We start from the raw sequence: 23,675 nt of genomic DNA, 5'->3' as shown, positions 1-23,675 counted from the left end.
CCATTGGTTATTCCGCTTGTCTGCGCTATCGGTCGCGGATGTTCCTTTCCGTTGCCACAACGCACCGTCCGGCCACCGATCTCGGTTTCTTGCTGCACAAGCATCCGGATCGCCTGCACGAGACCGACCTGTCTTTCGGCAAGGCGTGGCTGTTCTATCCCGAGGCAACCGAAGAGCGGTGCGAGGCTGCACTCCTGCTCGATGTCGATCCTGTGGGACTGGTGCGGGGCAAGGGCCAGGCAGAAGGCCTGCTCGACCAATATGTGAACGACCGGCCTTACGCAGCATCATCCTTCCTGTCGGTGGCGCTGAACAAAATGCTGCGGACGGCGATGACCGGTATATCGAAGGAGCGCCAGGAACTGGCCGACAGCGAACTGCCGCTGGAAGCCGTGGTTACGCCACTGCCAACGCGCGGCGGTGAGGTTCTGGTTCGAAGTTTGTTCGAACCCTTGGGCTGGACAGTCGATCTGACGCCAATCGAAGGAATCGGGGGTGCTGCAGGCGAGCCCCGATACGGCCATCTGAAGCTGACCGGCACAGGCCGGCTCAGCGCCTTGTTGAATCACCTCTATGTGCTGATCCCGGTGATGGACGATGCCAAGCATTACTGGGTCGGCGAAGCAGAGATCGACAAGCTGCTGTCCAAGGGAGAGGGCTGGCTGGAAAACCATCCGGCCAAAGACCTGATCGTGCGCCGCTACCTTGGCAATCGCCGGGCTTTGGCCCGCATCGCCCTGGAGCGGCTGGCTCCCGAGACGGCTGGCGAGGCACAACCTGCCGAGTTGCGCGTCACGCCCGAGGAAGCGCTGGAGACGCCTATCCGGCTCAACGATCTGCGCATGGACGCAGTTGTCCACGCCATTCGAGCGACGGGAGGAACCACGGTTGCGGACCTGGGATGCGGTGAAGGCAAGCTGCTCGACAGGCTGGTGCGCGAGCGATGGATCCACATGCTGTTCGGTCTGGATCCGGCGGCGCGCGAACTGGAATGGGCCGCAAAGCGTCTCAAGCTGAACGAATTAGGCGGGCCGCCCGAGGGCCGGGTCACGCTGCTGCATGGATCGCTGACCTACCGCGACAGCCGTTGGGCCGCAGCCGACGTCGCCGTTCTGGTCGAGGTCATCGAGCATCTCGACGAGGACAGGCTGCCCCTGGTCGAACGCATCGTTTTCGGTGAGACGGCGCCCAAATCCGTCATCGTGACCACTCCGAATGCGGACTACAACGCTCTGTTTCCAAGACTGGTCCCTGGCGCATTTCGCCATCCCGATCACCGTTTCGAATGGAGCCGGGCTCAGTTCCAAGCCTGGGCGGCCAAAATCGGCGAGATCTATGGCTATGCAGCCACCTTCAGCGGTATCGGAGCCGAGGACCCGACCCTCGGCGCCCCCACACAGATGGCGGTGTTCACCCGATGAGAGAACCTGATAAGACCAACCTCACCATTCCTGACTTCGCCCTCGTCGTGCTGATCGGCTCGACCGGATCGGGCAAGTCGACTTTCGCCACCAAGCATTTCCTGACGACCGAGATTATCTCCTCGGACCAGTGCCGGGCGCTGATCTCCGACGACGAAACCGACCAGGACGTCTCTGCGGATGCCTTCGATCTGGTTCGCGAAATAGCCGGCAAGCGGCTCAAACACCGCAGGCTGGCCGTCATCGATGCCACCAATGTGCGAGCCGCCGACCGCAAGCCCTGGATTGAGCTGGCGCGCAAGTGGCACGCTTTGCCCGTCGCCGTGGTCCTCGATCCAGGCGTCGAGGTGTGCGTCGCACGCAATGCGGTGCGAGCCGACCGGCAGTTCGGCGCCGGGGTCGCCCAGCGCATGACAACCGAGGTCCGCAAGGGTCTTGGCGGCCTCCAACGCGAGGGCTTCCGCCAAGTCTGGAAGCTTACCAGCGAGGCCAGCATCGACGCGGCCGAGGTGTCGCGACAGCCGCTGTGGACCGATAAGCGCGACGACCATGGCCCGTTCGATATCATTGGCGACATCCATGGCTGTTCGGATGAGCTTCATATCCTGCTCGCTCGACTGGGCTACAGCGTCGCCTGGTCTGAGCATCAGGGCGACCGAATGGTCACCGTGGTTCCACCAGAGGGCCGCAAGATCGTCTTTGTCGGCGACCTCGTCGATCGCGGCCCCAACTCGCCCGACGTGCTGCGCATTGCCATGAGCATGGTCGCGGCTGGAACGGCTTACTGTGTCCAGGGCAACCATGAACGCAAACTCAGCCGCTGGCTAGAAGGCCGCAAGGTCACTGTCGCTCACGGCCTCCAGCAGACTCTCGATCAGCTAAATGCACAGGACCGAGGCCTGCGCGAGGCGCTGCCGGCCTTTCTCGACGGCCTGCGCAGCCATGTCTGGCTCGATCGCGGAGGCCTCGCCGTCGCCCATGCCGGCCTCAAGGAAGGGATGATCGGACGCGGTTCCGGCGCTGTGCGCGAGTTCGCTCTGTACGGCGAGACCACAGGCGAGACCGACGAATTCGGGCTGCCCGTCCGTGCCGACTGGGCTGCGGCCTATCGTGGCAAGACGGCCATTATCTATGGACATACGCCCACGCTATCGGCCGAATGGGTCAACAACACCCTGTGCATCGACACCGGATGCGTATTCGGCGGCAAGCTGACGGCCTTGCGCTGGCCGGAACGCGAACTGGTCGAGGTGCCGGCAATCGAGACCTGGTCGGAGCCGATACGTCCGCTGGGCGGGTCCGGTCCCGGTAAATCGGCACAGGCCGACGCCGACGGCGTGCTCGATTATCAGGATGTCTCCGGTCGCCGTTGGATCGAGACCGGACTGAGGGGCCGGATTGTCGTGGCCGAGGAGAACGCGTCGGCAGCACTGGAGGTGATGAGCCGCTTCGCGCTCTCGCCGCAATGGCTGATCTATCTGCCGCCGACCATGTCGCCGTCCGAGACCAGCAGCCAGGACGGCTGGCTGGAACGTCCGGAGGATGCCTTCGCTTACTTCCGCGAGCGCGGCGTTGCGCAGATCGTGTGCGAGGAGAAGCACATGGGTTCGCGGGCAGTGATCGCGCTCTGCCGGAACGCGCAGGCGGCACGCAGCCGCTTCGGGGTCCCTGGCGACGAAACCGGCGCAATCTGGACCCGCACCGGACGCTCCTTTTTCAATGACAGTGCCATGACGGAGGACCTGCTCGCCCGTCTTCGCACCGAGGTCGACGCGGCGGATCTGTGGAAGGAATTGAACAGCGACTGGCTGCTGCTGGACGCCGAGATAATGCCTTGGTCGGCCAAGGCCGGCAGTCTGATCGAAAGCCAGTATGCGCCTGTGGCGATATCCTCTGCCGCCGGTTTCAAGGCCAGCAACGAGGCGCTGGCCCGTGCGATGGCGCGCGGCGTCGATGCAGCCGGCCTGAACGCACGCCTTGAAGACCGGGCCGTCCGCGCAGCCAAATACGCGACCGCCTGGGCGCCCTACGTATGGCCAGTTTCGGGCGTCGAGGACCTTAAGGCCGCGCCTTTCCACCTGCTGGCCAGCGAGGGACGTGTTTGGTTTGACCAGGACCATGTCTGGCACATGTCGCTCGCGGACCGTCTGGCTGCCCGTGGCGGCGTGGTCACGCCGACTCGATGGCGTATGGTTGACCTCGCCGACGGCAGCGCGTGTGCCGAGGCCGTCGCCTGGTGGGAAGCACTGACCGGCTCAGGCGGCGAAGGCATGGTGGTCAAACCACGCGACTTCGTCAGCCGTGGCGAGAAGGGGCTCATCCAGCCGGCGCTGAAGGTCCGCGGCCCGGAATATTTGCGCATCATCTATGGTCCCGAATATGATTCACCCGACAATCTCATCCGCCTCCGAGAACGCGGCCTGGCCGGCAAGCGCAGCCTGGCGCTCCGGGAGTTCGCGCTTGGCCACGAAGCGCTAACGCGATTTGTCGCCAAGCAGCCGCTACGCCGGGTTCACGAGTGTGTCTTCGCCGTGCTGGCGTTGGAAAGCGAGCCAATCGACCCAAGGCTGTAGTAGCCGATCTATCCGAAGATCTTTTCGCCCTGCTCGTCGACCAGCTGGATGCCCTTTTTGATCGAGATGTCGACGGCATCATCAAGCCCGGCAAAGCGGTCGGCGCGGATGAATTTGTGCTCCTTCATCACGCCGTCGATCTCTTTCGAAACCACGCCGCAGGTCTGGTACTGGCCCTCCGCCTTGTAGGGCGTGGCGCTGATCAAAAATCCCTTGTGCTCGATCTGCTTTGCCGGCGCCGCTGTCTTTGGCTCGGCGGCTTCGTTGCCTCCGCCGAAAAGACGCTTCAGAAAAGACATGGGGTATCCTCCAACGGCAATCATCCTGCACCACATAGCGCGGTGCAGGATGATTTTCAGTACCGGTCCTTGGCTGGACCGGCAAGGGCCGCCTGCGGCTTGCCGTTAGAGGTCAGTCGCGCGTCAGTGCTTCCAGGGCTTCCGCGGCAGCTTCCAATATGCTGATTGCCTCGGCCTGCTTTGCTTCAGGCGCATCGACGATCTCGCCGAGCGCGGCGCGTAGCCGGTGGCGCACGGCGCGAAACTCGTCGCGCTTTTCCGAGCGGCCGCGGCCGCGCCGGCCACCGTCGCCGTCATCGTTCCAGCCGAACCAGTCGCGCGCCTTGGCCATCTTGCGGCCGAAGCGCTCGAGATGTTCGAGCACGTGGTCGATCATCTCGCGATTTTCGTTGAGGTGCGCCTGCCCAGCCTCGGTGATTGAAAACACCTTCTTGTTGCCTTCCGCCGCAGAAACGGCGTAGCCGGCCTCCTCCAGGAAGGTCAGCGTCGGATAGACCACGCCGGGGCTCGGGCTGTAGACGCCGCTGGTGCGCTCCTCCAGCGCCTTGATGATGTCGTAGCCGTGCCGCGGCGCCTCGGCCAGCAGTGACAGCGTGATCAGCTTGAGATCGCCGTCGGCCAGCATGCGGCCGGCGCGGAACATGTCGCCCGGCCCGCCGCGTCCGCCGCCTCTCATGCCATGCCCGAACGGGCCAAAGCCGCCGCCACGTCCGCCGAACTTGCCGGCCATATGCATGAAGACGCGCTCGGCGCGTTCGCCGAAACGATGATGGCTGAAATGATTGTCTTTGTGCATTGTCTGCTCCTTGAGTTATGTCTTACGATATATCTCAACTAAGTGCCCGCCACGGCCGAGTCAAGATATATCTTACGATGTATCTGAAAATGGCACCAGCAGGATTGATTTCGCCAGCGAGGGCAGCTAGACGGTGCATGAGGGCCGAAGGCCGCTCCGTAAGCGTCTGACGTGAAGCAACGCATCCACCCCGGTCGTTCCGGGCAGTTACGCCGACAATACGGGCGAATGGATGCAAGGCGACGAACCGGATGCTTCAGGGAAATCCAAATGACCATGAAAACCCGGCGCAGCAAGCTGCCTGCGCGCAATGCCGCCGTGCTCGGCCCGCTGGTGCTGTCGTTGCTGATGACGTTCATCGTGTCGTTCATCTCGACACTGAAAAGCCTTGGCTTCCAGCCCGACATGCTGGCCACTTGGCTGACGGCTTGGGGCCTGTCCTGGCTGGTTGCCTTTCCGACGCTGCTGCTGGTGCTGCCGGTGGTGCGCCGCATCGTTGGCTGGCTTTGCGAGCCCGTGGCTCGATAGCAGGGCACGCGAAAGACCTGGAAACAATCTCCGGACCTTTCGGTGCGGAGCGAATAATACCCGTTACCAGCGGCCTTTGCGCCGGTTCCAGGCATAGAGCAGATCGGCAAAGCGATCATAGCCATAGCGCGTCAACGGCAGTGCGCCGGGATTGCCGAACAGCGTTGCGAGCCAGGCTTCGCCGGGCGTCGTGCGCCATACAGCAATGGCAACATCGGCGCCGACCAGCAATTTGCCGTCGGCGTCGATCGCATGCAGCCTGCGCCGGATGTCCTCCAGGCCGATGCCGTACCCGGCCAGCGCCGCCGGTTCGGCATTGATGTCGCGAAATTCGATCCGCCCGGCCTTGACCGCCTCGATCAGCCGCCGCTTCTGCCGGCTGATGCCGGCATCGCAGACCGGACAGCGCGTATTGTACCAGACAGTCAGCAGAGGCTTGGCCATGTTTCGAAACGGCACCAGAGGACACGCACGGATTATCCGAGAAATGCCGTTGCGCCGCAACGTGATACGATACCGGCGGAATGGCCGGCTTCGCTGATCCAGGTCGCCCAAAGGGTACGCAGCGGTTTTACGATAACGACATGCATAAAAAGAAGAGCCTAAAGCGCGTCGCAAGGGCCGTTCAGCGCGACGCGCTTCAGGCGCCGCGGCTCAGCCGAGCGAGGTGATGATCTCGCGATAGGCATCCTCGGGGAAAGCCTTGAGTGTCCGCGTCCTGACGTTTCCGCCCGTCGCCAGCATCAGCGAGAAACGAGCCAGGACAGCATCGTCGGGCGCTTCGAGCACGGCCACCATGTCACAATCCCCCATGGTGAGATAAAATGCCTTGAAGGACCCGCCCATGTCTCCCAGCAGCTTCTTGGCGGCATCGAGCCGCTTCGGCGATTCGCGCACATTTTTGGCGCCTTGCTCCGTCCAGTTGATCAGCACGATGTAAGTTGTCATGGCACACCTCCCTCCGGTGCCACGGAGCACGGCGTCTAACCGCCGGGGCGGGCATCCGGGTTTGTCGCCCAGAGAATGCGTCCGTCGCGGAATTATCCTCTCGTAGGGCGCGACCCGCAAGAGCGGCGCGTCCAATCGTGATCGCCTGTGTCCAAACGGAAAAGGGCGCCACCGGCGCCCTTTAAACTGCTTATCCGTCACCCGGCCTCAGCTGTCGAGGAAGCTTCTGAGCTTGCGCGACCGGCTCGGGTGCTTGAGCTTGCGCAGCGCCTTGGCTTCGATCTGGCGGATGCGCTCGCGGGTGACCGAGAACTGCTGGCCGACCTCTTCAAGCGTGTGGTCGGTGTTCATGCCGATGCCGAAGCGCATTCTGAGCACGCGCTCTTCGCGCGGCGTCAGCGAGGCCAGCACGCGCGTCGTCGTCTCGCGCAAATTGGCCTGGATCGCCGCGTCGATCGGCAGAATCGCCATCTTGTCCTCGATGAAGTCGCCCAGATGCGAATCCTCCTCGTCGCCGACCGGCGTTTCGAGCGAGATCGGCTCCTTGGCGATCTTCAGCACCTTGCGCACTTTTTCCAGCGGCATGGCGAGCTTTTCCGCCAGTTCTTCCGGCGTCGGCTCACGGCCGATCTCATGCAGCATCTGGCGCGAGGTGCGCACGATCTTGTTGATCGTTTCGATCATGTGCACCGGAATGCGGATGGTGCGCGCCTGGTCGGCGATCGAACGGGTGATCGCCTGCCGGATCCACCACGTCGCGTAGGTCGAGAACTTGTAGCCGCGGCGGTATTCGAATTTGTCGACCGCCTTCATCAGGCCAATATTGCCTTCCTGGATCAGGTCGAGGAACTGCAGGCCGCGATTGGTATATTTCTTGGCGATGGAGATGACGAGGCGCAGATTGGCCTCGACCATTTCCTTCTTGGCGATCGCGGCTTCGCGCTCGCCCTTCTGCACCTGGTTGACGATCTTGCGAAATTCCTGGATCGAAATCGCCGTCTCGGTGGCGAGGTTCTGGATCTCGGCGCGCAGGTCGCGGATGGCGTCCTTCTCGTTCTTGGTGAATTCCTTCCAGCCGCGCGAGGTCAGATTGCCGATCGAGCGCGTCCAGTTGGGATCGAGCTCCGAGCCCTGATATTCCTTGAGGAATTCCTCGCGGCGCACGCCATAGCTTTCGGCCAGCCTGAGCAGCTTGCCTTCGTTCTGCACCAGGCGCTTGTTGATGTCGTAGAGCTGCTCGACCAGCGCCTCGATGCGCGCCGTGTTCAAGGACAGCGACTTCACCGCCTTGATCAGCTGGTCCTTCAATTCCTTCAGCCGGCGGTCCTGGCTGGGCGACAGCGTGCCCGCGGCAGCCAGCCGGTTCTCGACCTGCTGGTCCTGCAGCTTGCGCAGTTTCTTGTAGGTGTCGGCAATGACGTCGAGCGTCTCCATCACCTGCGGGCGCAGTTCCGCTTCCATCGCCGCCAGCGACAGGCTCGCCTCGTCATCGTCTTCCTCGTCGTCGTCCACCAGGCCACGCGTGTCGCCGCCGACATTGGTAATGTCGTCCTCGTCCTCGCGCGAACGGCGCGACTTTTCCTCGGTCTTGGCTTCCTCGATACGCTCGACAACCGGCGCCTGCTTGGCCTCCGGCCCGGCATAGGTCGCTTCAAGATCGATGATCTCGCGCAGCAGAATCTTCGATTCGTTGAGCTCGTCACGCCAGATGATGATGGCCTGGAAAGTCAGTGGGCTTTCGCACAGGCCTGCGATCATCGTCTCGCGGCCGGCCTCGATGCGTTTGGCGATCGCGATTTCGCCCTCGCGCGACAGAAGCTCGACTGAGCCCATCTCGCGCAGATACATGCGGACCGGATCGTCGGTGCGGTCGGTCGGCTCTTTCTTGGTCGTGGTGGCGGCGACGGCGGTGCCGGTCTGCTCGGCCAGCTCGTTGGCGTCTTCCTCGGCGTCAGCGGCGGTGTCGGCGGCTTCGGGCTCCTCGCCCTGCTCGTCGTCCTCGACCACGTTGATGCCCATGTCGGAAAGCATGGCCATCGTGTCCTCGATCTGCTCGGAGGTCACTTCCTCCGAGGGCAGCACCGAATTCAGCTCGTCCATGGTGACATAACCGCGCTTCTTGGCGGCCTTGATCATCTTCTTGACAGCATCGTCGGAAAGGTCGAGCAGAGGGCCATCGGTCGCGGCCTCGCGTTCGGTCTCGACTTCTTCCTTTTCTTTTGTCGCCATAGTCTTTATTTTCTCCAAGCGGCTGAGTATCAAAGCCGCGTAAGCTGCCGGTCCGGTCAAATTGGATGCGCTCTTTCCAGAACGCGCTTTACCGGGCCAGTAACTGCATCTCTCGTTAAGTCCAGATTAACCCTGATATCTGTGGCAAGCTGACTGCCTGTCCAGTGATCAGTACCTTACATCGCTGCATTCCCGTCGATGCTGGGGCGGGTTAACGTTTCGAATCGACCTGATTCCGCCATTCTGCCGGAAGGTCAAGCGCCTCTCGCATGATTCGCATGAAAAAAGCGAATCAATTACCCGACTTAGAGCACCGCACGCTTGATTCAACGCGCAAGCACGTCCTTACATTTCAGTCTTCTGGAGGCTTCGATCTAAACGCGCCCAGCTCTGCCCGACGATACGCCAAACCCTTCAATCAGCGCTTCCGTTGCCTGCACATCACGAAATTGCGCCTGGATTTCGACCAGGTGCCGGTAATTTTCGTCCGTGGGATCGCTGGCGAGCGCTGCTTCCGCCTGCTTCAGCTCCTTATGTAAGGTGCGCGCGCTGCGCTGCAAGTGGAGAGCTTGGCTGAACGCATCGCGAGCATCGTCGAGTGCTGCCGTTTCCAGCGCCGGCCATTGCCGCGCACGTTTGATCAGCGCCACCGCGCGCTGCCAGACCTCACCGCAGCCGGCCCGCTCGATCGTCGCGATTACAGCCTCGCGGTTGTTGGCCATATCGTGCGCCATGGCGTCGAGGATGGCCGCATGCAGCCGCTTCAGATCGGAATTGGCGAGATCGAGGAACTCGACATGGGCGAAATTCTCGTCGATCAGCACGGGATGGTTGACGAGGGCCGCAATGATCGTCGCCTCGCGCACCGACATGCCCTCGCCGTCGCGTTTGACCAGCGCCGAGCGGCCGAGGCTTTCGGTGATCGCGGTGCGCCCACCGGCACCGCCGCCACGTGCAAACTGTCCGCCGGGTGCTGAGACCCTGCCCGGGAAGCGCTCACCGGGCCGTCCGTCCTGACGTCCCTGGCGTCCGCGCTGGGCACCGAAGAAGCTCTGCACGCGCTCGCGCATTTCCTGTTGGTAGTGATAGCGAAGGCTCTCGTCGCGGATGCGGCTGGTCAGTTCGCGTAGCGTCTTTTCGAGCTCCGCCCGCCGTTCCGGCGTGTCGAAGATGCCGCCGGCGGTCTCGCGCATCCACAAGAGGTCGGCCAGCGGCCGTGCCTCGGAAAGCACGGCGCGGAACGCATCCGGCCCGTCACCCTTGACCAGATCGTCGGGATCCTTGCCCTCCGGCAGCAGGGCGAAGCGCACGGAGCGGCCTGCCTGGACCGCCGGCAGCGCCATGTCGGCGGCGCGCCACGCTGCCTTCAACCCGGCCTGGTCGCCGTCGAAGCACAGCACCGGCTCGCCAGCCATGCGCCATAGAAGTTCGAGCTGGTTTTCAGTCAACGCGGTGCCGAGCGGCGCCACCACGTTTTCGAAGCCGGCCTGCGCCAGCGCGATCACATCGATGTAGCCCTCTACGGCAATGACCGTGCCGCCCTTGGCCAGCGCCCCCTTTCCGAGCGCTTGCCGCGCACGGGCGAAATTATAGAGCACGTTGCCTTTGTGGAAGAGCTCCGTATCGGGCGAGTTCATGTATTTGGCCAGCGCATCCGGCGCCAGTGCCCGCCCGCCGAAGGCGATGATCTTGCCCCTGGAATCCGGGATCGGGAACATGATGCGGTCGCGGAACCAATCGTAGGAAACCGGGACGTCGTCGCCATGGCGCACCAGCCCGCACGCCTCGATGTCGGCCTTGGGGACACCCTTGGCGGCAAGATGCTCCTTCAGCGCATTGCGGCTGTCGGGTGCATAGCCGAGGCGGAAAGACTGCTGCGTCGCCGGTGTCAGCCCCCGGTCGCGCAGATAGGCGCGGGCCTTTGCCCCTTCCGGTCCCTGCAGCCGTTCCTGGAAGAACGCCGTCGCCATCTCCATGACGTCAGTCAGGCTGGCGCGTTCCTTTTCGCGCCGCTCCTCCTGGGCATCGCGAACCGGCATCGGCACGCCGGCCATGTCGGCGATCTTCTCGACCGCTTCAGGAAAGCTCATCCCGTCAAGTTCGGTCAGGAACTTGAAATGGTCGCCCGAAACCGAGCAGCCGAAGCAATGGTAGCGGCCCTTCTTGTCCTCGCAGTGGAAGGACGGGCTCTTCTCGCCATGGAAGGGACAGCACGCCCAATAGTCGCCGCGCGGCGCGTTAGTCTTCTTCCTGTCCCACGCGACGCGCTGGCCGATCACCGAAGAAATCGGCACGCGGTCGCGGATCTCGTCGAGGAAAGCAGGCGGAAAGCGCATGGGGGACAGCTCGTTTGGCCTCCATATAATCACGCCGGCGAAGCCCGACGACTCCTAATGCGGAACCATACCCGGTTTTCACAGGGCCAAGGGGTCCAGGCGCCTGACGTTGCATGGCTGCCACACCGCGGCGGGAATAGTCTCAAGCTTACCTGACCCGTGGCTTCAAGATTGACTTTGCATGAACTCGCCAATCTAGATGATCATAAGCAAAGGCGACTCGTCCGGAATTCAGCGCCCGTAGAGAGCAGGCCCGCCGGTCGGGGGATTTTGGGGGACGGGGTGACCGTAGCTCTGGATGCGCATGTCACCATGCGGCTGCGGCGTTTGCCGTTGTCCGCACTTTCCTTTCTGTTGTCGTCGATTTTTCTGCTTTTGTTCGCAACGCTGAGGCGCGCCCTCGCCGCCATTCTCGTGTTCGTGCTCGTGCCGACCGCGGCGTTCGCGCTGCCGACGGTGACCATCAACCAGGCTGCCGGCCAGAGCGATCCGACCGGTTCCTCACCAATTCGGTTCGACGTGGTCTTCAGCGAGCCGGTGACCGGCTTCAATGGCAGCGACGTCGATCTTTCCGGCACCGCCGGCGCCACCACCGCGTCCGTTACCGGCTCCGGCAGCTCCTACAGCGTTTTGGTCAGCGGCATGACGGGTTCAGGTTCCGTCGTGGCCACAATACCGGCCGGCGTGGCAACCAACGCCAGCGTCGATCCGAACGAGCCCTCGACCAGCACCGACAATACCGTCACCTACAATCTGCCGCCACCACCGCCGCTGACAGTGACCGTCAACCAGGCTGCCGGCCAGAGCGATCCGACCGGTTCGTCACCAATCCTCTTCGACGTGGTCTTCAGCGAGCCGGTGACCGGCTTCAGCGGCAGCGACGTTGTGCTTTCCGGCGCCACCATCGCTGTCGTTACGGGCTCCGGCAGCACTTTCAGCGTCGCGGTCAGCGGCATGACGGGTTCAGGGTCCGTCGTGGCCACAATACCGGCCGGCGTGGCAACCAACGCCGCCGTCGATGCGAACGAAGCCTCGACCAGCACCGACAACACGGTCACCTTTACACCGCCCGTGATCACGGTCTCGCCGCCGTCATTGCCCAGTCCGGTCTACAACCAGGCCTATTCGCAGCAGCTGACGGCCAGCGGCGGTATGACGCCCTACACTTTCGCGCTGACGTCCGGAACCCTCCCGTCGGGCATCAGCTTCGACGCGGCCGGTCTGCTCTCCGGAACCCCGACTAATACCGGCACGTTCAACCTGGTCGTGGCGGCAACCGACGCAAACGGTTTCATCGGTTCGAAATCCTACACGCTGATCATTGCCGAGCCGACCGTCGAGCTGACGCCGGCATCCTTGCCAAACCCCATATACAACCAGGCCTATTCGCAACAGCTTGCGGCCAGCGGCGGCGCGGTGCCTTATACTTTCGCGCTGACGTCCGGAACCCTCCCGTCGGGCATCAGCTTCGACGCGACCGGTCTGCTCTCCGGTACCCCGACCAATACCGGCACATTCGACTTCACCGCAGTTGCAACCGATCAGAATGGGAAATCCGGTTCCAAGGCCTATTCGGTGACCATCGACAAGCTTGGCACCACCACCTTGGTCGTTTCCAGCCTCAACCCTTCCAATCAGGGCGATCAGGTCACTTTCACGGCAACGGTTTCGGCTCCCGGCAACCCGCCGCCGGCCGGAACGGTCACCTTCAGTGTCGACGGCTCGCCCGCCGCTACGGTCGCGCTCGCCGGCGGTACCGCCGCCCTGACGACGTCCGCCCTCCCGGTCGGCACCCGTCAGGTCGTCGCGACCTACAATGGCGACGCGAACAACGCGACAAGCACCTCCAGCGCGCTCGCCCAGGAAGTCCACGCCCTGGGCTCCATCACCATCCGCCAGACCACCGACAGCGGCGACGGCTCCTTCGGCTTCTCCTCGCCGGCGCCCGGCCTCAACTTCACCATCGCCACCAGCAGCGGCTCCGGCGACGGACCGGCCGTTTCGCTGCCGACCGGCTCCTACAGCATCACCGCCGCCGACATGACCGCCGCCGGCTTCGCCTTGACCTCGATCAGTTGCAACGATGGCGATTCCGTCGGCAATGTGGCGAACCGCACGGCTGTGATCAACATGGCGCCCGGCGAAAGCGTCGTCTGCACGTTCGCCAGCACCAATTCACGCGAAAATACCACGGCGCTCATCAAGGAATTCATGGAGACACGCGCCAGCCTCATCCTGGAGAACCAGCCCGACATCCAGCGCCGCATCGACCGGCTCGACGGCGTCGCCGGCGGCGGCAGCCCAGTGGCCACCCTGCTCGCGTACCTGCCCGGCATGGCCGACACCAACTCGGTCAATGTCAGCGCAAGCCTTGCCTCCATGCGGCGGCTTGGCGGGGAAGATGCCAACAGCCTGTTCGACATCTGGTTCGAAGGCACTTACAGCCGCTTCGACATCAATGACCAAGACGGCAAATTCGCCCTCGCAACCTTCGGCGCCGACTATCTGGTCAGCCGCAATCTGCTTGTTGGCGCCTTCGTCCAGATCGATCGTACCGACGGCTTCACCGGCAGCGGCGGCGGAACCGCCGAGGGCACCGGCTGGATCGCCGGGCCTTATTTGACCGCTCGGCTGACGGACAATCTGTATTTCGATTTGCTCGCCGGAGCTGGAACATCCTCGAACAGCGTCAGCCCCATGGATACCTACACCGACGGCTTCGACGCCAGCCGTTGGCTGGTCAGCGCCACGCTGCAAGGGGAATGGCAATATGACGCCTGGACCTTCTCGCCGCGGGCGCGCTTCTCCTATTTCGAGGAAAAATCGGGAGCCTATGTCGACGGCCTGAACGTCCCCATTCCCTCCGTCACCGCCGGCCTCGGCCAGATCGCCTTCGGCCCCGGCGTTTCCTATCGCCATGTCACGGATGACGACGTTACCCTCGACTTTAACCTGCGGCTCGACGGCGTCTTCGACATAAGCGACACAGCGACCGAAAGCGGCGCCGACAATTTCCATGGCCGCGTCGGAGCCGGCATCGATACCCGCATGCCGGGCGGCATGCGTCTCGGCCTCTCCACCAGCTATGGCGGCATCGGCTCCGATTCGGCGAAGTATTTCAGCGGAACCGTGAAACTTTCGGCCGCGCTGAATTAGGATCAAGATGGACCAATGAAAAAAGGCGGCCTTGGCGGGCCGCCTCTCTTTCATTGACCAGCGCCGTGCCGGTCAGACGTTCCGCGGTCACTGCGTGGCGATGGCGCCGAAGATCAAGCCGGAAAGAACGCTGACCAGCAGATAGTCATTGCCAACCCGGATCCATTCCTGCCCGGGACCCGGACGGCGCAGGCCATAGTGGCGATAGTCGCGGATCGGCTGGTGACGCTTCCAGCTGGAATATCTCTGGCCGTTGCGCCAATGGCTGCGCTTCACAACGATCTTCTTCTTCACTAGGACGCGCTTGTTCACGTCGACATGCTTGTTCACGTCGACATGCCTGCCAGGCTTCTGCCAGTCGACCTGGCTGTAGTTCGACTGCGGCGCGTTTGGTGTGTTCAGAGGTGCGGCCTGGCCCTGCCAGGTGGTTGCAGCCAGCATCGAGAAGGCAATGGCGGAAAGAACGATGCGTTTCATGGCGGGTACTCCTTGGTTGTCGATGCCTACGGAATAGAGCCGGAAGGATGAACCGAAACTGAACACCGAGATTACGTTTTCGTAATGATTTCTTACATTTAGAACGACTAATTCAGCGCTACCTTTAAAGCGGGCGCCCGAGAATGGACGCATGACCCGCCGCAACTCCGCAGGCTATGCAACCATTTTGTCAGCCATCCATTTCCGACACGCCCCGTCGCGTGGCAACACGCGTCCGAACCGGGCAAAATTTATTATTCGGCTAAAATAAATCGGAGTAATATCAACCTCTGCAATGTCCACGATTCGCGCCCACTTTTGCCTCTTTGACTTCACCGCGCCCGCGTCGCTGGCACCTGTCGCGTTGCGGGGCCTGGCATGAGTGGCTCGGTCGTCTTGCTGCACCTGGCCGGTGCGGTCGCACTGATGCTGTTTGCCACCCGTCTGGTGAAGACCGGCGTCGAGCGCGCCTATGGCGATGTGCTGCGCCACAAACTGCGCGCCACAATGCGCAATCCGTTCATGGCGGTTCTGGCCGGCTGCGGCCTGGCTGTCGCGCTGCAAAGCTCGACCGCCGTCACCTTGCTGGTCGGCTCGTTCGCCGGCTCCGGTATTGTCAGCGGCATGTCGGGCCAGCTTGCGGTGCGCGGCGCCGAGATCGGCTCGGCACTCGTGGTCAAGCTGCTCACCTTCGATCTGTCGCTGCTGGTGCCGATCTGCCTGGTCGCCGGCACCGTCATGTTCATGGCCACCGAGCGGCGCGACTGGCGCCAGTTCGGCCGCATCCTGGTCGGCATCGGCCTGCTGCTTCTGTCGCTGGAGATGATCGGCCAGGCGTCGGAGCCGCTGCGCCAGAGCACGCTGATGCCGCTCATCGTCGATTACTTCTCCGGCGATCCGGTTACCGCCTATCTTCTGGCGGCGTTGGTCACCTGGCTGTTCCATTCCTCGATCGCCGCGGTGCTGCTGATGGTGACGCTGGCGGGCCGCGGCTTCATCCCGCCCGAACTCGGTATCGTGCTGGTGCTGGGTGTCAATCTCGGCTCTTCGATCATCGCGCCGCTTCTAACCCGCAACGCAGAACCCGGCGTTCGTATCGTGCCGATCGGCAATCTCCTGATGCGCGGCATGGGTTCGCTGATCATGCTGATCCTGTTCCTGACGTTCAAACCGCCGGTCGCCTTCTTGGGCAACACGGTGCCCGAGCAGATCGTCAATGCCCACATTGTCTTCAACATCCTGATCCTGATCGCCGGCCTACCGCTGGCGAGCCTGGTCTATCGCGCCTCGGAAAGGATCGTGGCGTTGGGCACCAAGCCCCAGGCCGCCAACGCGCTCGACGTCGTCGAGCTTTCGGCGCTCAACGAAAGTGCGCTCGACGTGCCGAGCCAGGCATTGGCCAACGCCACCCGCGAGGTGGTGCGGGTCTGCGAAACGGTCGAGATCATGCTGAAACGGATCATCGAGCTCTATGAGAGCGCCGATGCCGACAAGATCGGCGCGCTGGCCGCACTCGACGACCGTGTCGACAGGAAGCACGCTGCGATCAAGCTCTATCTGGCCAGGGTCACCAAGAACCCGCTGAGCGAGGACGAGGCGCTGCGTTGCCAGGAACTGATCGGCGCCTGCGTCAAGCTGGAGCAGGTCGGCGACATCATCGTGCGCAACATGCTGGTCCACGTGAAGAAGAAATTCGAGCGTGGGCTGGAGTTCACGCCGGAAGGCTGGCGTGAGCTTTGCGCCTTCCATGCCTTGGTGCTTGCCAATGCCAGGCTTGCCTTCAACGTGCTGGTGTCCCGCGATCCGGAGACCGCTCGCCAGTTGGTGCTGGAAAAGGACCGGCTGCGCGACCGCGAGAAGGAAACCAGCCAGAGCCATTTCGTGCGGCTGCGCGACGGCACCGCCAAGAGTGTCGAGACCAGTTCCATCCATCTCGACACCATTCGCGACCTCAAGCAGATCAACTCGCTGCTCGCCTCGATGGCCTATCCCGTTCTTGAAGAACGTGGCCTGCTCACCGGTTCGCGGCTGAAGGCCGGATAGATTGCATCCACAGGCCGGGAAGCTTCACAACATCGCCTATGAAAATTGCTGTGGGCCAATGCGCAGAAATTATCTTTGCGCCACCTCCTGTCTGTCGGCTAAAGATCGCCGCATCTACCGGAAGGAAAGTCGATGGACACCCATTCTCGCAGCTTCGCCAAAGCGCTTTCCTGGCGCATCACCGGCACCATCGATACGATGATCATTTCGCTCGTCGTGACCGGAAGCATTAAGCTCGCCGCTGCCATCGGCCTGACCGAGGTCGTCACCAAGTCGCTGCTCTACTATTTTCACGAACGTGCGTGGCTGAAAATTCCTTACGGGAGGAAGGCAGCCGCCTAGCTCTTGCCTCCGCGCGGACGCCTGACCGGCGATCAAGAAAAGCTAAAGCGGCGTCGACAATTTCTGGATTGCCCGCTGCCCTCATCCGTGGTTTGAGGCGACCTTATCTGAGGATCGCCTTTCCGCCATGCTCCCCCTCATTGCCCTGTTCATTGCCGCCTTCGCCTTCGGCACTACCGAATTCGTCATCGCCGGCGTGCTGCCGCAGGTGGCGGAGGGCCTTGGTGTCGCGATCCCGACCGCCGGCTATCTCGTTTCCGGCTATGCCGGCGGCATTGCAGTCGGCGGCCCGCTGCTGGCGCTCGCCACCAAAAGCTTCTCCCGCAAGGCCCTGCTGCTTGGACTGACTGCAGCCTTCACCATCGGCCAGGCCGCCTGTGCGCTGGCGCCCGACTTCGCCTCGATGCTGCTGTTGCGGATAGCGGTGGCCGTCGCGCATGGCGCCTATTTCGGCGTTGCCATGGTGGTGGCCGTCGGCCTCGTGCGCGAAGACCAGCGCGGCATGGCGGTGGCGCTGATCCTGTCCGGCCTCACCGTATCGAACGTAATCGGCGTTCCGGCCGGCACGGCAATCGGCAACATCTGGGGATGGCGTGCGACATTCTGGGTGATGTGCGCGCTCGGTGTGGTGGCCTTCACGGCAGTCGGCGCCCTGCTGCCGCGCAAGACGGGATCGTCGAGCCCGTCGGCGAGCCTTGGAAGCGAGGTCCGTGTGCTCGCACGCCAGCAGGTCTGGACCTAGCTCATTATTATGCTGATGCTGATGATCGGCCAGTTCGGCCTGTTCACCTACATCACGCCGACGCTGCTTGAGGTCACCGGCCTCGACGAGAAATGGATACCTTGGGTGCTCTTGCTCAACGGCGTCGGCGCAACGATCGGCGTCTTTGTCGGCGGGCGGCTCGCCGACTGGAAGCTGATGCCGTCGCTTATCGCCATGCTTTTCCTACAGGCGGCAATGCTCGCCTTGATCTACGCTGTCGGCCCTTACCCGCTGCCGATGGTGATAGCGATCTTCGTCTGGGGCGGCCTCAACTTTGCCATCGGCACGCCGATCCAGACCCGCATCCTGACCTGGACCGCGGACGCCTCCAACCTTGCCTCGTCGCTCATCCCGTCGGGCTTCAATGTCGGCATCGCGCTCGCCGCATCGCTCGGCGCGGCGATGCTCAATGCCGGCTATGGCTATCGCAGCCTGCCGGTGGTTGGCGCGATCGCCATGCTGGTCGCCGTCGCGGTTGCGCTTGCCTCGCATGTCTGGGAATGGCGAAGCCGGGCTGCGCCGCCGCTGCCGGCTGCCGCCGAATAGGGCTACAGATCGATCCGGTAGCGCAGGCTTTCCGCGCCGCCATAGGCGGCGTCCTCGAAGAAACGCCCGACCAGCCGGCCGCCATTGGCCAGAACGACCTTCTGCGAGGGCACATTGTGAGGCTTGCAGGTGATTTCGACGAAGGGCAGGCCAACCGCCCTCGCCTCCACCAGCATCAGCCGCAGCGCCTCGGTCGCATAGCCGCGTCCCCGTTTCCACGGCACCACCGCATAGCCGATGTGGCCGAGCACATGCGACGGCAGCGACGCGGTGCCGTGCTGCCAGCGCAGGCCGATTGAGCCTGCGACTTCCCCGTCCCAGATCCAGCGCCGGAATCCGGGCAGCCGCGGCACCGTCGAACCGTCGGGCAAGGTGATCGGCGGTCCCTTGCCATCGGAATCGTCGAGATCGCCAAGGAAAGTCGCTGGATCCTTTTCGATAGCCGCAAGCTGCTCGCGCGTCGCGTCGAGCAGCCGCACATTGTCCGGCGACCAGCCGCGCTCGAGGGCCGCCTTGTAGGACGGCAGGTGTTCAAACGCCGGTTTGACGAGTTCGATCACGGGCGCGAGCTTTTGGCTGCCGGATTGCGGGCGCGACGGCAAGGGCCTTCGGCGGCTTACTGCAGCAGGCTCTTGACGATGCCGCTCGCCTTGGAGAAATCCATCTGGCCGGCGTATTTTTCCTTGAGCGCCGCCATCACCTTGCCCATGTCCTTGACGCCGCTGGCACCAGTCTCGGCGATGGCGGAACGGACGGCGCTTTCCGTCTCGGCCTGGCCCAGCTGCGTCGGCAGGAAGTCGCGGATGATGGCCATCTCGTCGCGCTCCTGCGCTGCAAGCTCCGGCCGCTTGCCGTCATCGAACGCCTTGGCCGATTCTTCGCGCTGCTTCACCATCTTGGCCAGGATCTGCAGGATCTCGTCATCGCTCGCCGGCTCCTTGCCGGCGCTGCGATTGGCGATGTCGCGATCATGGATGGCCGCCTGGATCAGCCGCAATGTCGGCAGCCGGCGCTTGTCCTGCGACTTCATCGCGCTCTTCAGGGATTCGGCGATTTTGCCTCGCATGGTGCTTTCTCCTTCGAATGCGGCGGACAATAGTCGTGCCGATAGCTCAAGGCAAACTCGATAGCGTCCGGCAAACCGCTGATATTATTCGACGAAATAAATCTAGGCTCGCACGGCGCGGCATCATTGACCGCCTTGGCGCCTTCCCCTATGTACTGGGCCTTGCATGAAATTGAATTCTAGTGCACGTCGCCCAAAAATGCGCAGCGGTTTTGGGCAACGACAGGCACAAATGAAAACCTAGCGCGCCGAGGCTGTGAGATCGCCGCTTCGCGCCTTTTGTTGCGCCGACTGAGGGCGCAACCTTTAGGAGTGCCGCCATGGCTACGATGACAGCCGCGTCGACCCCCCCTTGGGCCAGCGAGAGGCCGACAGCCCTGCTGGTGCTGGCCGACGGCACTGTCATAGAGGGCCGTGGTCTGGGCGCCGCCGGCTCCGCCGTCGCCGAGGTCTGCTTCAACACCGCGCTGACCGGCTACCAGGAGATACTCACCGATCCATCCTATGCCGGCCAGATCGTCACTTTCACCTTTCCGCATATCGGCAATATCGGCACCAATGACGAAGACACCGAAGACCTCAACCCGCTGGCCCGCGCCGGCGCCGTCGGCGCCGTGTTCAAGGCCGATGTCACCAACCCGTCGAATTACCGGGCCGGAACCGGTCTCGACCAGTGGCTGAAGAAGCGCGGCATCGTCGCACTTTCAGGCATCGACACGCGGGCGCTGACCGCGCTGATCCGCGAAAAGGGCATGCCCAATGCCGTCATCGCGCACGCGCCCGACGGTATCTTCGACATCGATGACCTCAAGCGCCGCGCCGCCGCATGGTCAGGGCTTATCGGGCTTGATCTCGCCAAGGAGGTGACCTCCGGCCAGTCATCAGTCTGGCGCGAGACGCCTTGGGTCTGGAACGAGGGCTTTGGCGAACAGGCTGATCCGTCGATGCACGTCGTTGCCGTCGACTACGGCGTCAAGCGCAACATATTGCGCCTGCTGGCCGGCCTCGGCGCCAAGGTCACTGTGGTGCCGGCAAAAACCGGCGCCGAGGAGATCCTGGCGATGCGGCCGGACGGCATTTTTCTATCCAACGGCCCTGGCGATCCGGAAGCCACCGGCGACTACGCCGTTCCGGTTATCCAGGATCTGTTGAAGACCGAAATCCCGCTTTTCGGCATCTGCCTCGGCCACCAGATGCTGGCGCTGGCGCTGGGCGGCAAGACCGCAAAAATGCATCAGGGCCACCACGGCGCCAATCATCCCGTCAAGGACCACACCACCGGCAAGGTCGAGATCGTCTCGATGAACCATGGCTTTGCCGTCGACGCCGACTCATTGCCGAGCGGCGTCGAGGAAACCCATGTCTCGCTGTTCGACGGTTCGAATTGCGGCATTGCGCTCACCGGCAGGCCGGTCTTCTCGGTCCAGCATCATCCCGAAGCCTCGCCCGGCCCGCAGGATTCGCACTATCTGTTTCGCCGCTTCGTCAATCTCATCCGCGAAAAGCGCGGCGAGCCGGCACTGGCCGAGCGTGTTTAGCGCATTGCGTAAAAACGGATTTGATTGACGGCGCCGGCCGGGCTCCCGGCGCCGATCAAGCCCCGTCCGTCACGGCTTCCTGCGTGTGCATGCGTTTGACTTCCTTCGGCGTCGGCTTGGCCACCCTGGTGACGAAGACGACGAGCGCCAGCGTGAGGAAAATCGCGCCGAGCAGATAGGGGGCACCGCCGAAAACCACGGGCGCGTTCGGGCCCGTGAACCAGGAAAAGATCGCCGTATAAAGCAGCGGTGTGATGATCGACGTAATCGAGAAGATCGAGGTCATTGCGCCTTGGAGTTCGCCCTGGGCGGAAGGTGGCACCTTGGCGGCCGCCAGGCTTCTGAGCGGCGGGTCGGCCAACGCCTCGAGACATCCGACGACGATCACTGCATAGATCATCCAGCCTTGTGACGCGAAGGCGTAGCCGAAGGCGCTGAGTGCGGTAAATGCCAGACCGATTACCGCCGTCTTCCACTCGCCGAGCTTAGGGATCACGCGCGGCAGGACTGTCGCCATGACGATCGCCCCGCACAGGCCGAAAGCGCCGAGCGAGAAGCCGATCTGTTGTTCGCTCCAGCCATAGCGATAACTGGAGACGAACGACCAGACCGCAGGATACATCATGTGCCCCAGCGTCATCAGAAAGAAGACAAGTCCGATCCAGCCGATACCTTCGTAGTTGCGCATCTGGACGAGCGTGCCGACCGGGTTCGCGCGTTTCCACTCGAAGCGGCGACGGTGCTTGTTATCAAGTGTTTCCGGCAACAGAAACAGCGCGATCAGAAAGTTTGCGAAAGCAAGCCCGGCAGCGAAATAGAACGGCACACGCGGCCCGAACGTGCCGAGCAACCCGCCCAGAACCGGCCCGATGACGAAGCCGACGCCGAAAGCAATGCCGAGCAGCCCGAAATTCTTCGCACGATTTTCGTCGGTCGAGATATCGGCAATGAATGCCGATGTCGTGGAATAACTGGCGCCGGAAATGCCGGCCAGCACGCGGCCGATGAACAGCATCGGATAGGACCAGGCGATAGCGCAGATCAGATTGTCGATAGCGAACGTCAGCACCGAGGCAAGCAGGATAGGCCGCCGCCCGAACCGGTCGCTCAACCCGCCCATCACTGGTGCGAAAACGAACTGCATCGCCGCATAGACGAAGAACAGCCAGCCGCCCTCGATAGCCGCCTCGCTGATGCCGACGCCGGTCAATTCCCTGAGATAGGCCGGCAGCACCGGCATAATGATGCCGAAGCCAATGATGTCGAGCAGCAGGGTGGTGAAAACAAGCGCAAGGCCCCGCCTGGCGGTTTTGGGGTCTATCATGATGGTATCTCCTCGGGCCGCCCAAGCTAACGGGAACACACCTTATAGGCGAGCACATCGCTGGGAACAATGAGGGAACGGGCAGAGTGCTTTCATCCTGACATCCCCTGACTGCGATCCAGTCTCTCGGATTACGAGAAAACCGTCGGCTCAGATCGGGTTGTTGAACGTGTCGCAGTCCGAAAGCTTGCCGTTCTGGAAGCCTCGCGCCAGCCAGGTCTGCCGCTGCTGCGACGTGCCGTGGTTGAAGCTTTCCGGCACGACGTAGCCCTGCATCTTCTTCTGCAGCGTGTCGTCGCCGATCTGCTTGGCGGCGTTCAGTGCCTCCGCCATGTCGCCCTGTTCCAAGATGCCTTTCTGACCGGTGAAATGCGCCCAGATGCCGGCAAAGCAGTCGGCCTGCAACTCGACCTGCACCGACATGTGGTTGGCGTCCGCTTCGCCCATGCTCTGCCGCATCTGGTTGAATTTGGGCAGGATGCCGACGAGGTTCTGCACATGGTGGCCGACCTCATGCGCGATCACATAGGCCTGTGCGAAATCGCCCGAGGCACCGAACTGCTGATCGAGCTGCTGGAAGAAGGTGGTGTCGAGATAGACTTTGCGATCGTTGGGACAGTAGAATGGTCCGGCCGCTGACGAGGCAGAGCCGCAAGCAGAGCCGATCCGTCCGCTGAACAGGACCAGTTTTGGATCTTGATAGGTCAGGCCCTCGGACTGAAAAATACCGGTCCACGTGTCCTCGGTCTCGGCCAGCACAGTCGACACGAACTGCTTCATCTCGTCGGAGGCGGGCGCACCGGTGCCGCCGCCTTGCGCACCGCTATTGTCGGTGATCTGACCGCCGCCGGGCTGCAAGCCGCTGTTATCGAGGATCTGACTCGGGTCGAAGCCGAAATACCACCCTGCCAGGAAAATCAACCCTACGATGATAATGCCCGACATGCCGCCGCCGCCCGCGCGACCGCCGATCGGGATGCGAAACTGCCCCGGCCCGCCGCCAAGCCCGCCGCTCTGGCCGCGCTCGTCCTCGACATTGTCACTCTGACGACGGCCCTTCCAGAGCATGGCAACCCCCGTGATGCAATTTTCCGGCCGATCGGGCCGTGTCCCGGTTCGATCGGACACGACAACAATTATCTCAACGGTTACGCCAAGTCACAGTATTTTTCGTGCGAACAAGCAATGCTTGCTGACGCTTGCCTGCTCTGGCCGAGACATCGCAAGGTCTGTGCCGTTCACCCTGCTCGTGGGAAGCGAGTCGCGCGAAGAGATACGCTGGCCGTGCTT

Annotated in this window: 18 protein-coding genes and 1 pseudogene; 8 read left to right on the top strand and 11 right to left on the bottom strand. The window is 62.9% G+C overall.

From position 1 onward, the window contains the following. The first annotated feature begins 38 nt into the window (after positions 1 to 38). Positions 39 to 1,421, top strand: coding sequence for a 3' terminal RNA ribose 2'-O-methyltransferase Hen1 (locus NKH30_RS17595; RefSeq protein ID WP_352491494.1), 1,383 nt, complete (start codon positions 39 to 41; stop codon positions 1,419 to 1,421). After that, positions 1,418 to 3,994 carry a polynucleotide kinase-phosphatase gene (locus NKH30_RS17590; RefSeq protein WP_352542057.1) on the top strand — a complete coding sequence of 859 codons (2,577 nt, stop codon included), beginning with the start codon at positions 1,418 to 1,420 and terminating at the stop codon, positions 3,992 to 3,994. The genes NKH30_RS17595 and NKH30_RS17590 overlap by 4 nt, the downstream gene beginning before the upstream one ends. 8 nt (positions 3,995 to 4,002) lie before the next feature. Here NKH30_RS17590 and NKH30_RS17585 read toward each other — a convergent pair whose 3' ends face one another. Further along, positions 4,003 to 4,293: an HlyU family transcriptional regulator gene (locus tag NKH30_RS17585; RefSeq protein ID WP_023678291.1), complete on the bottom strand. Its 291-nt coding sequence runs from the start codon at positions 4,291 to 4,293 to the stop codon at positions 4,003 to 4,005. A gap of 112 nt (positions 4,294 to 4,405) precedes the next feature. Continuing rightward, positions 4,406 to 5,089, bottom strand: a complete 684-nt coding sequence (locus tag NKH30_RS17580; protein ID WP_352491496.1) for a PadR family transcriptional regulator — start codon at positions 5,087 to 5,089, stop codon at positions 4,406 to 4,408. Between the two features lie 270 nt (positions 5,090 to 5,359). On the opposite strand from NKH30_RS17580, the gene NKH30_RS17575 reads away from it, so the two are divergent. Further along, a complete protein-coding gene (locus NKH30_RS17575; protein ID WP_352542056.1) occupies positions 5,360 to 5,617 on the top strand; it encodes a DUF2798 domain-containing protein in 258 nt (85 codons plus the stop codon). A gap of 63 nt (positions 5,618 to 5,680) precedes the next feature. Here the strand turns inward: NKH30_RS17575 and NKH30_RS17570 are convergent, their stop codons facing one another. The 4 genes from NKH30_RS17570 to dnaG form a co-directional block, all read right to left on the bottom strand. Beyond that, a complete protein-coding gene (locus NKH30_RS17570; protein WP_352542055.1) occupies positions 5,681 to 6,061 on the bottom strand; it encodes a thiol-disulfide oxidoreductase DCC family protein in 381 nt (126 codons plus the stop codon). A gap of 210 nt (positions 6,062 to 6,271) precedes the next feature. Then, on the bottom strand, positions 6,272 to 6,565 hold the full coding sequence (locus tag NKH30_RS17565; RefSeq protein WP_292658752.1) for a GYD domain-containing protein: 294 nt from the start codon (positions 6,563 to 6,565) through the stop codon (positions 6,272 to 6,274). 207 nt (positions 6,566 to 6,772) lie between these two features. Then, positions 6,773 to 8,794 (bottom strand): RNA polymerase sigma factor RpoD, encoded by a 2,022-nt coding sequence (gene rpoD, locus NKH30_RS17560; RefSeq protein ID WP_023678297.1) that lies wholly within the window; start codon positions 8,792 to 8,794, stop codon positions 6,773 to 6,775. A 374-nt stretch (positions 8,795 to 9,168) separates the two neighbouring features. Then, entirely contained in the window at positions 9,169 to 11,130 is a 1,962-nt protein-coding gene (dnaG, locus tag NKH30_RS17555; RefSeq protein ID WP_352473950.1) for a DNA primase, read from the bottom strand. Positions 11,131 to 11,412: 282 nt separating this feature from the next. On the opposite strand from dnaG, the gene NKH30_RS17550 reads away from it, so the two are divergent. Next, positions 11,413 to 14,286: a putative Ig domain-containing protein gene (locus tag NKH30_RS17550; RefSeq protein ID WP_352996323.1), complete on the top strand. Its 2,874-nt coding sequence runs from the start codon at positions 11,413 to 11,415 to the stop codon at positions 14,284 to 14,286. An 87-nt stretch (positions 14,287 to 14,373) separates the two neighbouring features. Here the strand turns inward: NKH30_RS17550 and NKH30_RS17545 are convergent, their stop codons facing one another. Further along, positions 14,374 to 14,763, bottom strand: coding sequence for an RcnB family protein (locus NKH30_RS17545; protein WP_352473947.1), 390 nt, complete (start codon positions 14,761 to 14,763; stop codon positions 14,374 to 14,376). Between the two features lie 378 nt (positions 14,764 to 15,141). Here NKH30_RS17545 and NKH30_RS17540 point away from each other — a divergent pair, with 378 nt between their 5' ends. The 3 genes and pseudogenes from NKH30_RS17540 to NKH30_RS17530 all read left to right on the top strand — a co-directional run bounded on the left by NKH30_RS17540 (position 15,142) and on the right by NKH30_RS17530 (position 18,457). Beyond that, complete coding sequence (locus tag NKH30_RS17540; protein ID WP_352473946.1) at positions 15,142 to 16,806, top strand: Na/Pi cotransporter family protein; 1,665 nt, start codon at positions 15,142 to 15,144, stop codon at positions 16,804 to 16,806. A gap of 132 nt (positions 16,807 to 16,938) precedes the next feature. After that, entirely contained in the window at positions 16,939 to 17,148 is a 210-nt protein-coding gene (locus NKH30_RS17535; protein WP_352473945.1) for a DUF2061 domain-containing protein, read from the top strand. A gap of 127 nt (positions 17,149 to 17,275) precedes the next feature. Then, positions 17,276 to 18,457: pseudogene (locus NKH30_RS17530) on the top strand (MFS transporter). A 2-nt stretch (positions 18,458 to 18,459) separates the two neighbouring features. On the opposite strand, the gene NKH30_RS17525 reads toward NKH30_RS17530, so the two are convergent. Continuing rightward, positions 18,460 to 19,017, bottom strand: a complete 558-nt coding sequence (locus tag NKH30_RS17525) for a GNAT family N-acetyltransferase (protein WP_352473942.1) — start codon at positions 19,015 to 19,017, stop codon at positions 18,460 to 18,462. Positions 19,018 to 19,073: 56 nt separating this feature from the next. Beyond that, the gene (locus NKH30_RS17520; protein ID WP_352996321.1) at positions 19,074 to 19,523 is read right to left on the bottom strand and encodes a GatB/YqeY domain-containing protein; all 450 of its coding nucleotides are present in this window, start codon (positions 19,521 to 19,523) and stop codon (positions 19,074 to 19,076) included. A 320-nt stretch (positions 19,524 to 19,843) separates the two neighbouring features. Here NKH30_RS17520 and carA point away from each other — a divergent pair, with 320 nt between their 5' ends. Then, a complete protein-coding gene (gene carA / locus NKH30_RS17515) occupies positions 19,844 to 21,061 on the top strand; it encodes a glutamine-hydrolyzing carbamoyl-phosphate synthase small subunit (protein WP_352541094.1) in 1,218 nt (405 codons plus the stop codon). A 55-nt stretch (positions 21,062 to 21,116) separates the two neighbouring features. Here the strand turns inward: carA and NKH30_RS17510 are convergent, their stop codons facing one another. Beyond that, complete coding sequence (locus NKH30_RS17510; RefSeq protein ID WP_352683610.1) at positions 21,117 to 22,385, bottom strand: TCR/Tet family MFS transporter; 1,269 nt, start codon at positions 22,383 to 22,385, stop codon at positions 21,117 to 21,119. Between the two features lie 150 nt (positions 22,386 to 22,535). Then, positions 22,536 to 23,453, bottom strand: coding sequence for a KPN_02809 family neutral zinc metallopeptidase (gene ypfJ / locus NKH30_RS17505; RefSeq protein WP_352473939.1), 918 nt, complete (start codon positions 23,451 to 23,453; stop codon positions 22,536 to 22,538). Between the last annotated feature and the right edge of the window lie 222 nt (positions 23,454 to 23,675).

The sequence above is a fragment of the Mesorhizobium sp. M1273 genome (genome assembly GCF_040318195.1).
GTDB lineage: Bacteria > Pseudomonadota > Alphaproteobacteria > Rhizobiales > Rhizobiaceae > Mesorhizobium.
This window is presented reverse-complemented; position numbering and strand designations above follow the sequence as displayed.

Coding starts and splice junctions, on each gene's coding strand:
- NKH30_RS17545 (WP_352473947.1), bottom strand. CDS start 14,763: ATGAAACGCATCGTTCTTTCCGCCATTGCCTTCTCGATGCTGGCTGCA.
- NKH30_RS17535 (WP_352473945.1), top strand. CDS start 16,939: ATGGACACCCATTCTCGCAGCTTCGCCAAAGCGCTTTCCTGGCGCATC.
- NKH30_RS17520 (WP_352996321.1), bottom strand. CDS start 19,523: ATGCGAGGCAAAATCGCCGAATCCCTGAAGAGCGCGATGAAGTCGCAG.
- NKH30_RS17575 (WP_352542056.1), top strand. CDS start 5,360: ATGACCATGAAAACCCGGCGCAGCAAGCTGCCTGCGCGCAATGCCGCC.
- NKH30_RS17585 (WP_023678291.1), bottom strand. CDS start 4,293: ATGTCTTTTCTGAAGCGTCTTTTCGGCGGAGGCAACGAAGCCGCCGAG.
- NKH30_RS17565 (WP_292658752.1), bottom strand. CDS start 6,565: ATGACAACTTACATCGTGCTGATCAACTGGACGGAGCAAGGCGCCAAA.
- NKH30_RS17590 (WP_352542057.1), top strand. CDS start 1,418: ATGAGAGAACCTGATAAGACCAACCTCACCATTCCTGACTTCGCCCTC.
- NKH30_RS17595 (WP_352491494.1), top strand. CDS start 39: ATGTTCCTTTCCGTTGCCACAACGCACCGTCCGGCCACCGATCTCGGT.
- NKH30_RS17510 (WP_352683610.1), bottom strand. CDS start 22,385: ATGATAGACCCCAAAACCGCCAGGCGGGGCCTTGCGCTTGTTTTCACC.
- rpoD (WP_023678297.1), bottom strand. CDS start 8,794: ATGGCGACAAAAGAAAAGGAAGAAGTCGAGACCGAACGCGAGGCCGCG.
- carA (WP_352541094.1), top strand. CDS start 19,844: ATGGCTACGATGACAGCCGCGTCGACCCCCCCTTGGGCCAGCGAGAGG.
- ypfJ (WP_352473939.1), bottom strand. CDS start 23,453: ATGCTCTGGAAGGGCCGTCGTCAGAGTGACAATGTCGAGGACGAGCGC.
- dnaG (WP_352473950.1), bottom strand. CDS start 11,130: ATGCGCTTTCCGCCTGCTTTCCTCGACGAGATCCGCGACCGCGTGCCG.
- NKH30_RS17580 (WP_352491496.1), bottom strand. CDS start 5,089: ATGCACAAAGACAATCATTTCAGCCATCATCGTTTCGGCGAACGCGCC.
- NKH30_RS17570 (WP_352542055.1), bottom strand. CDS start 6,061: ATGGCCAAGCCTCTGCTGACTGTCTGGTACAATACGCGCTGTCCGGTC.
- NKH30_RS17540 (WP_352473946.1), top strand. CDS start 15,142: ATGAGTGGCTCGGTCGTCTTGCTGCACCTGGCCGGTGCGGTCGCACTG.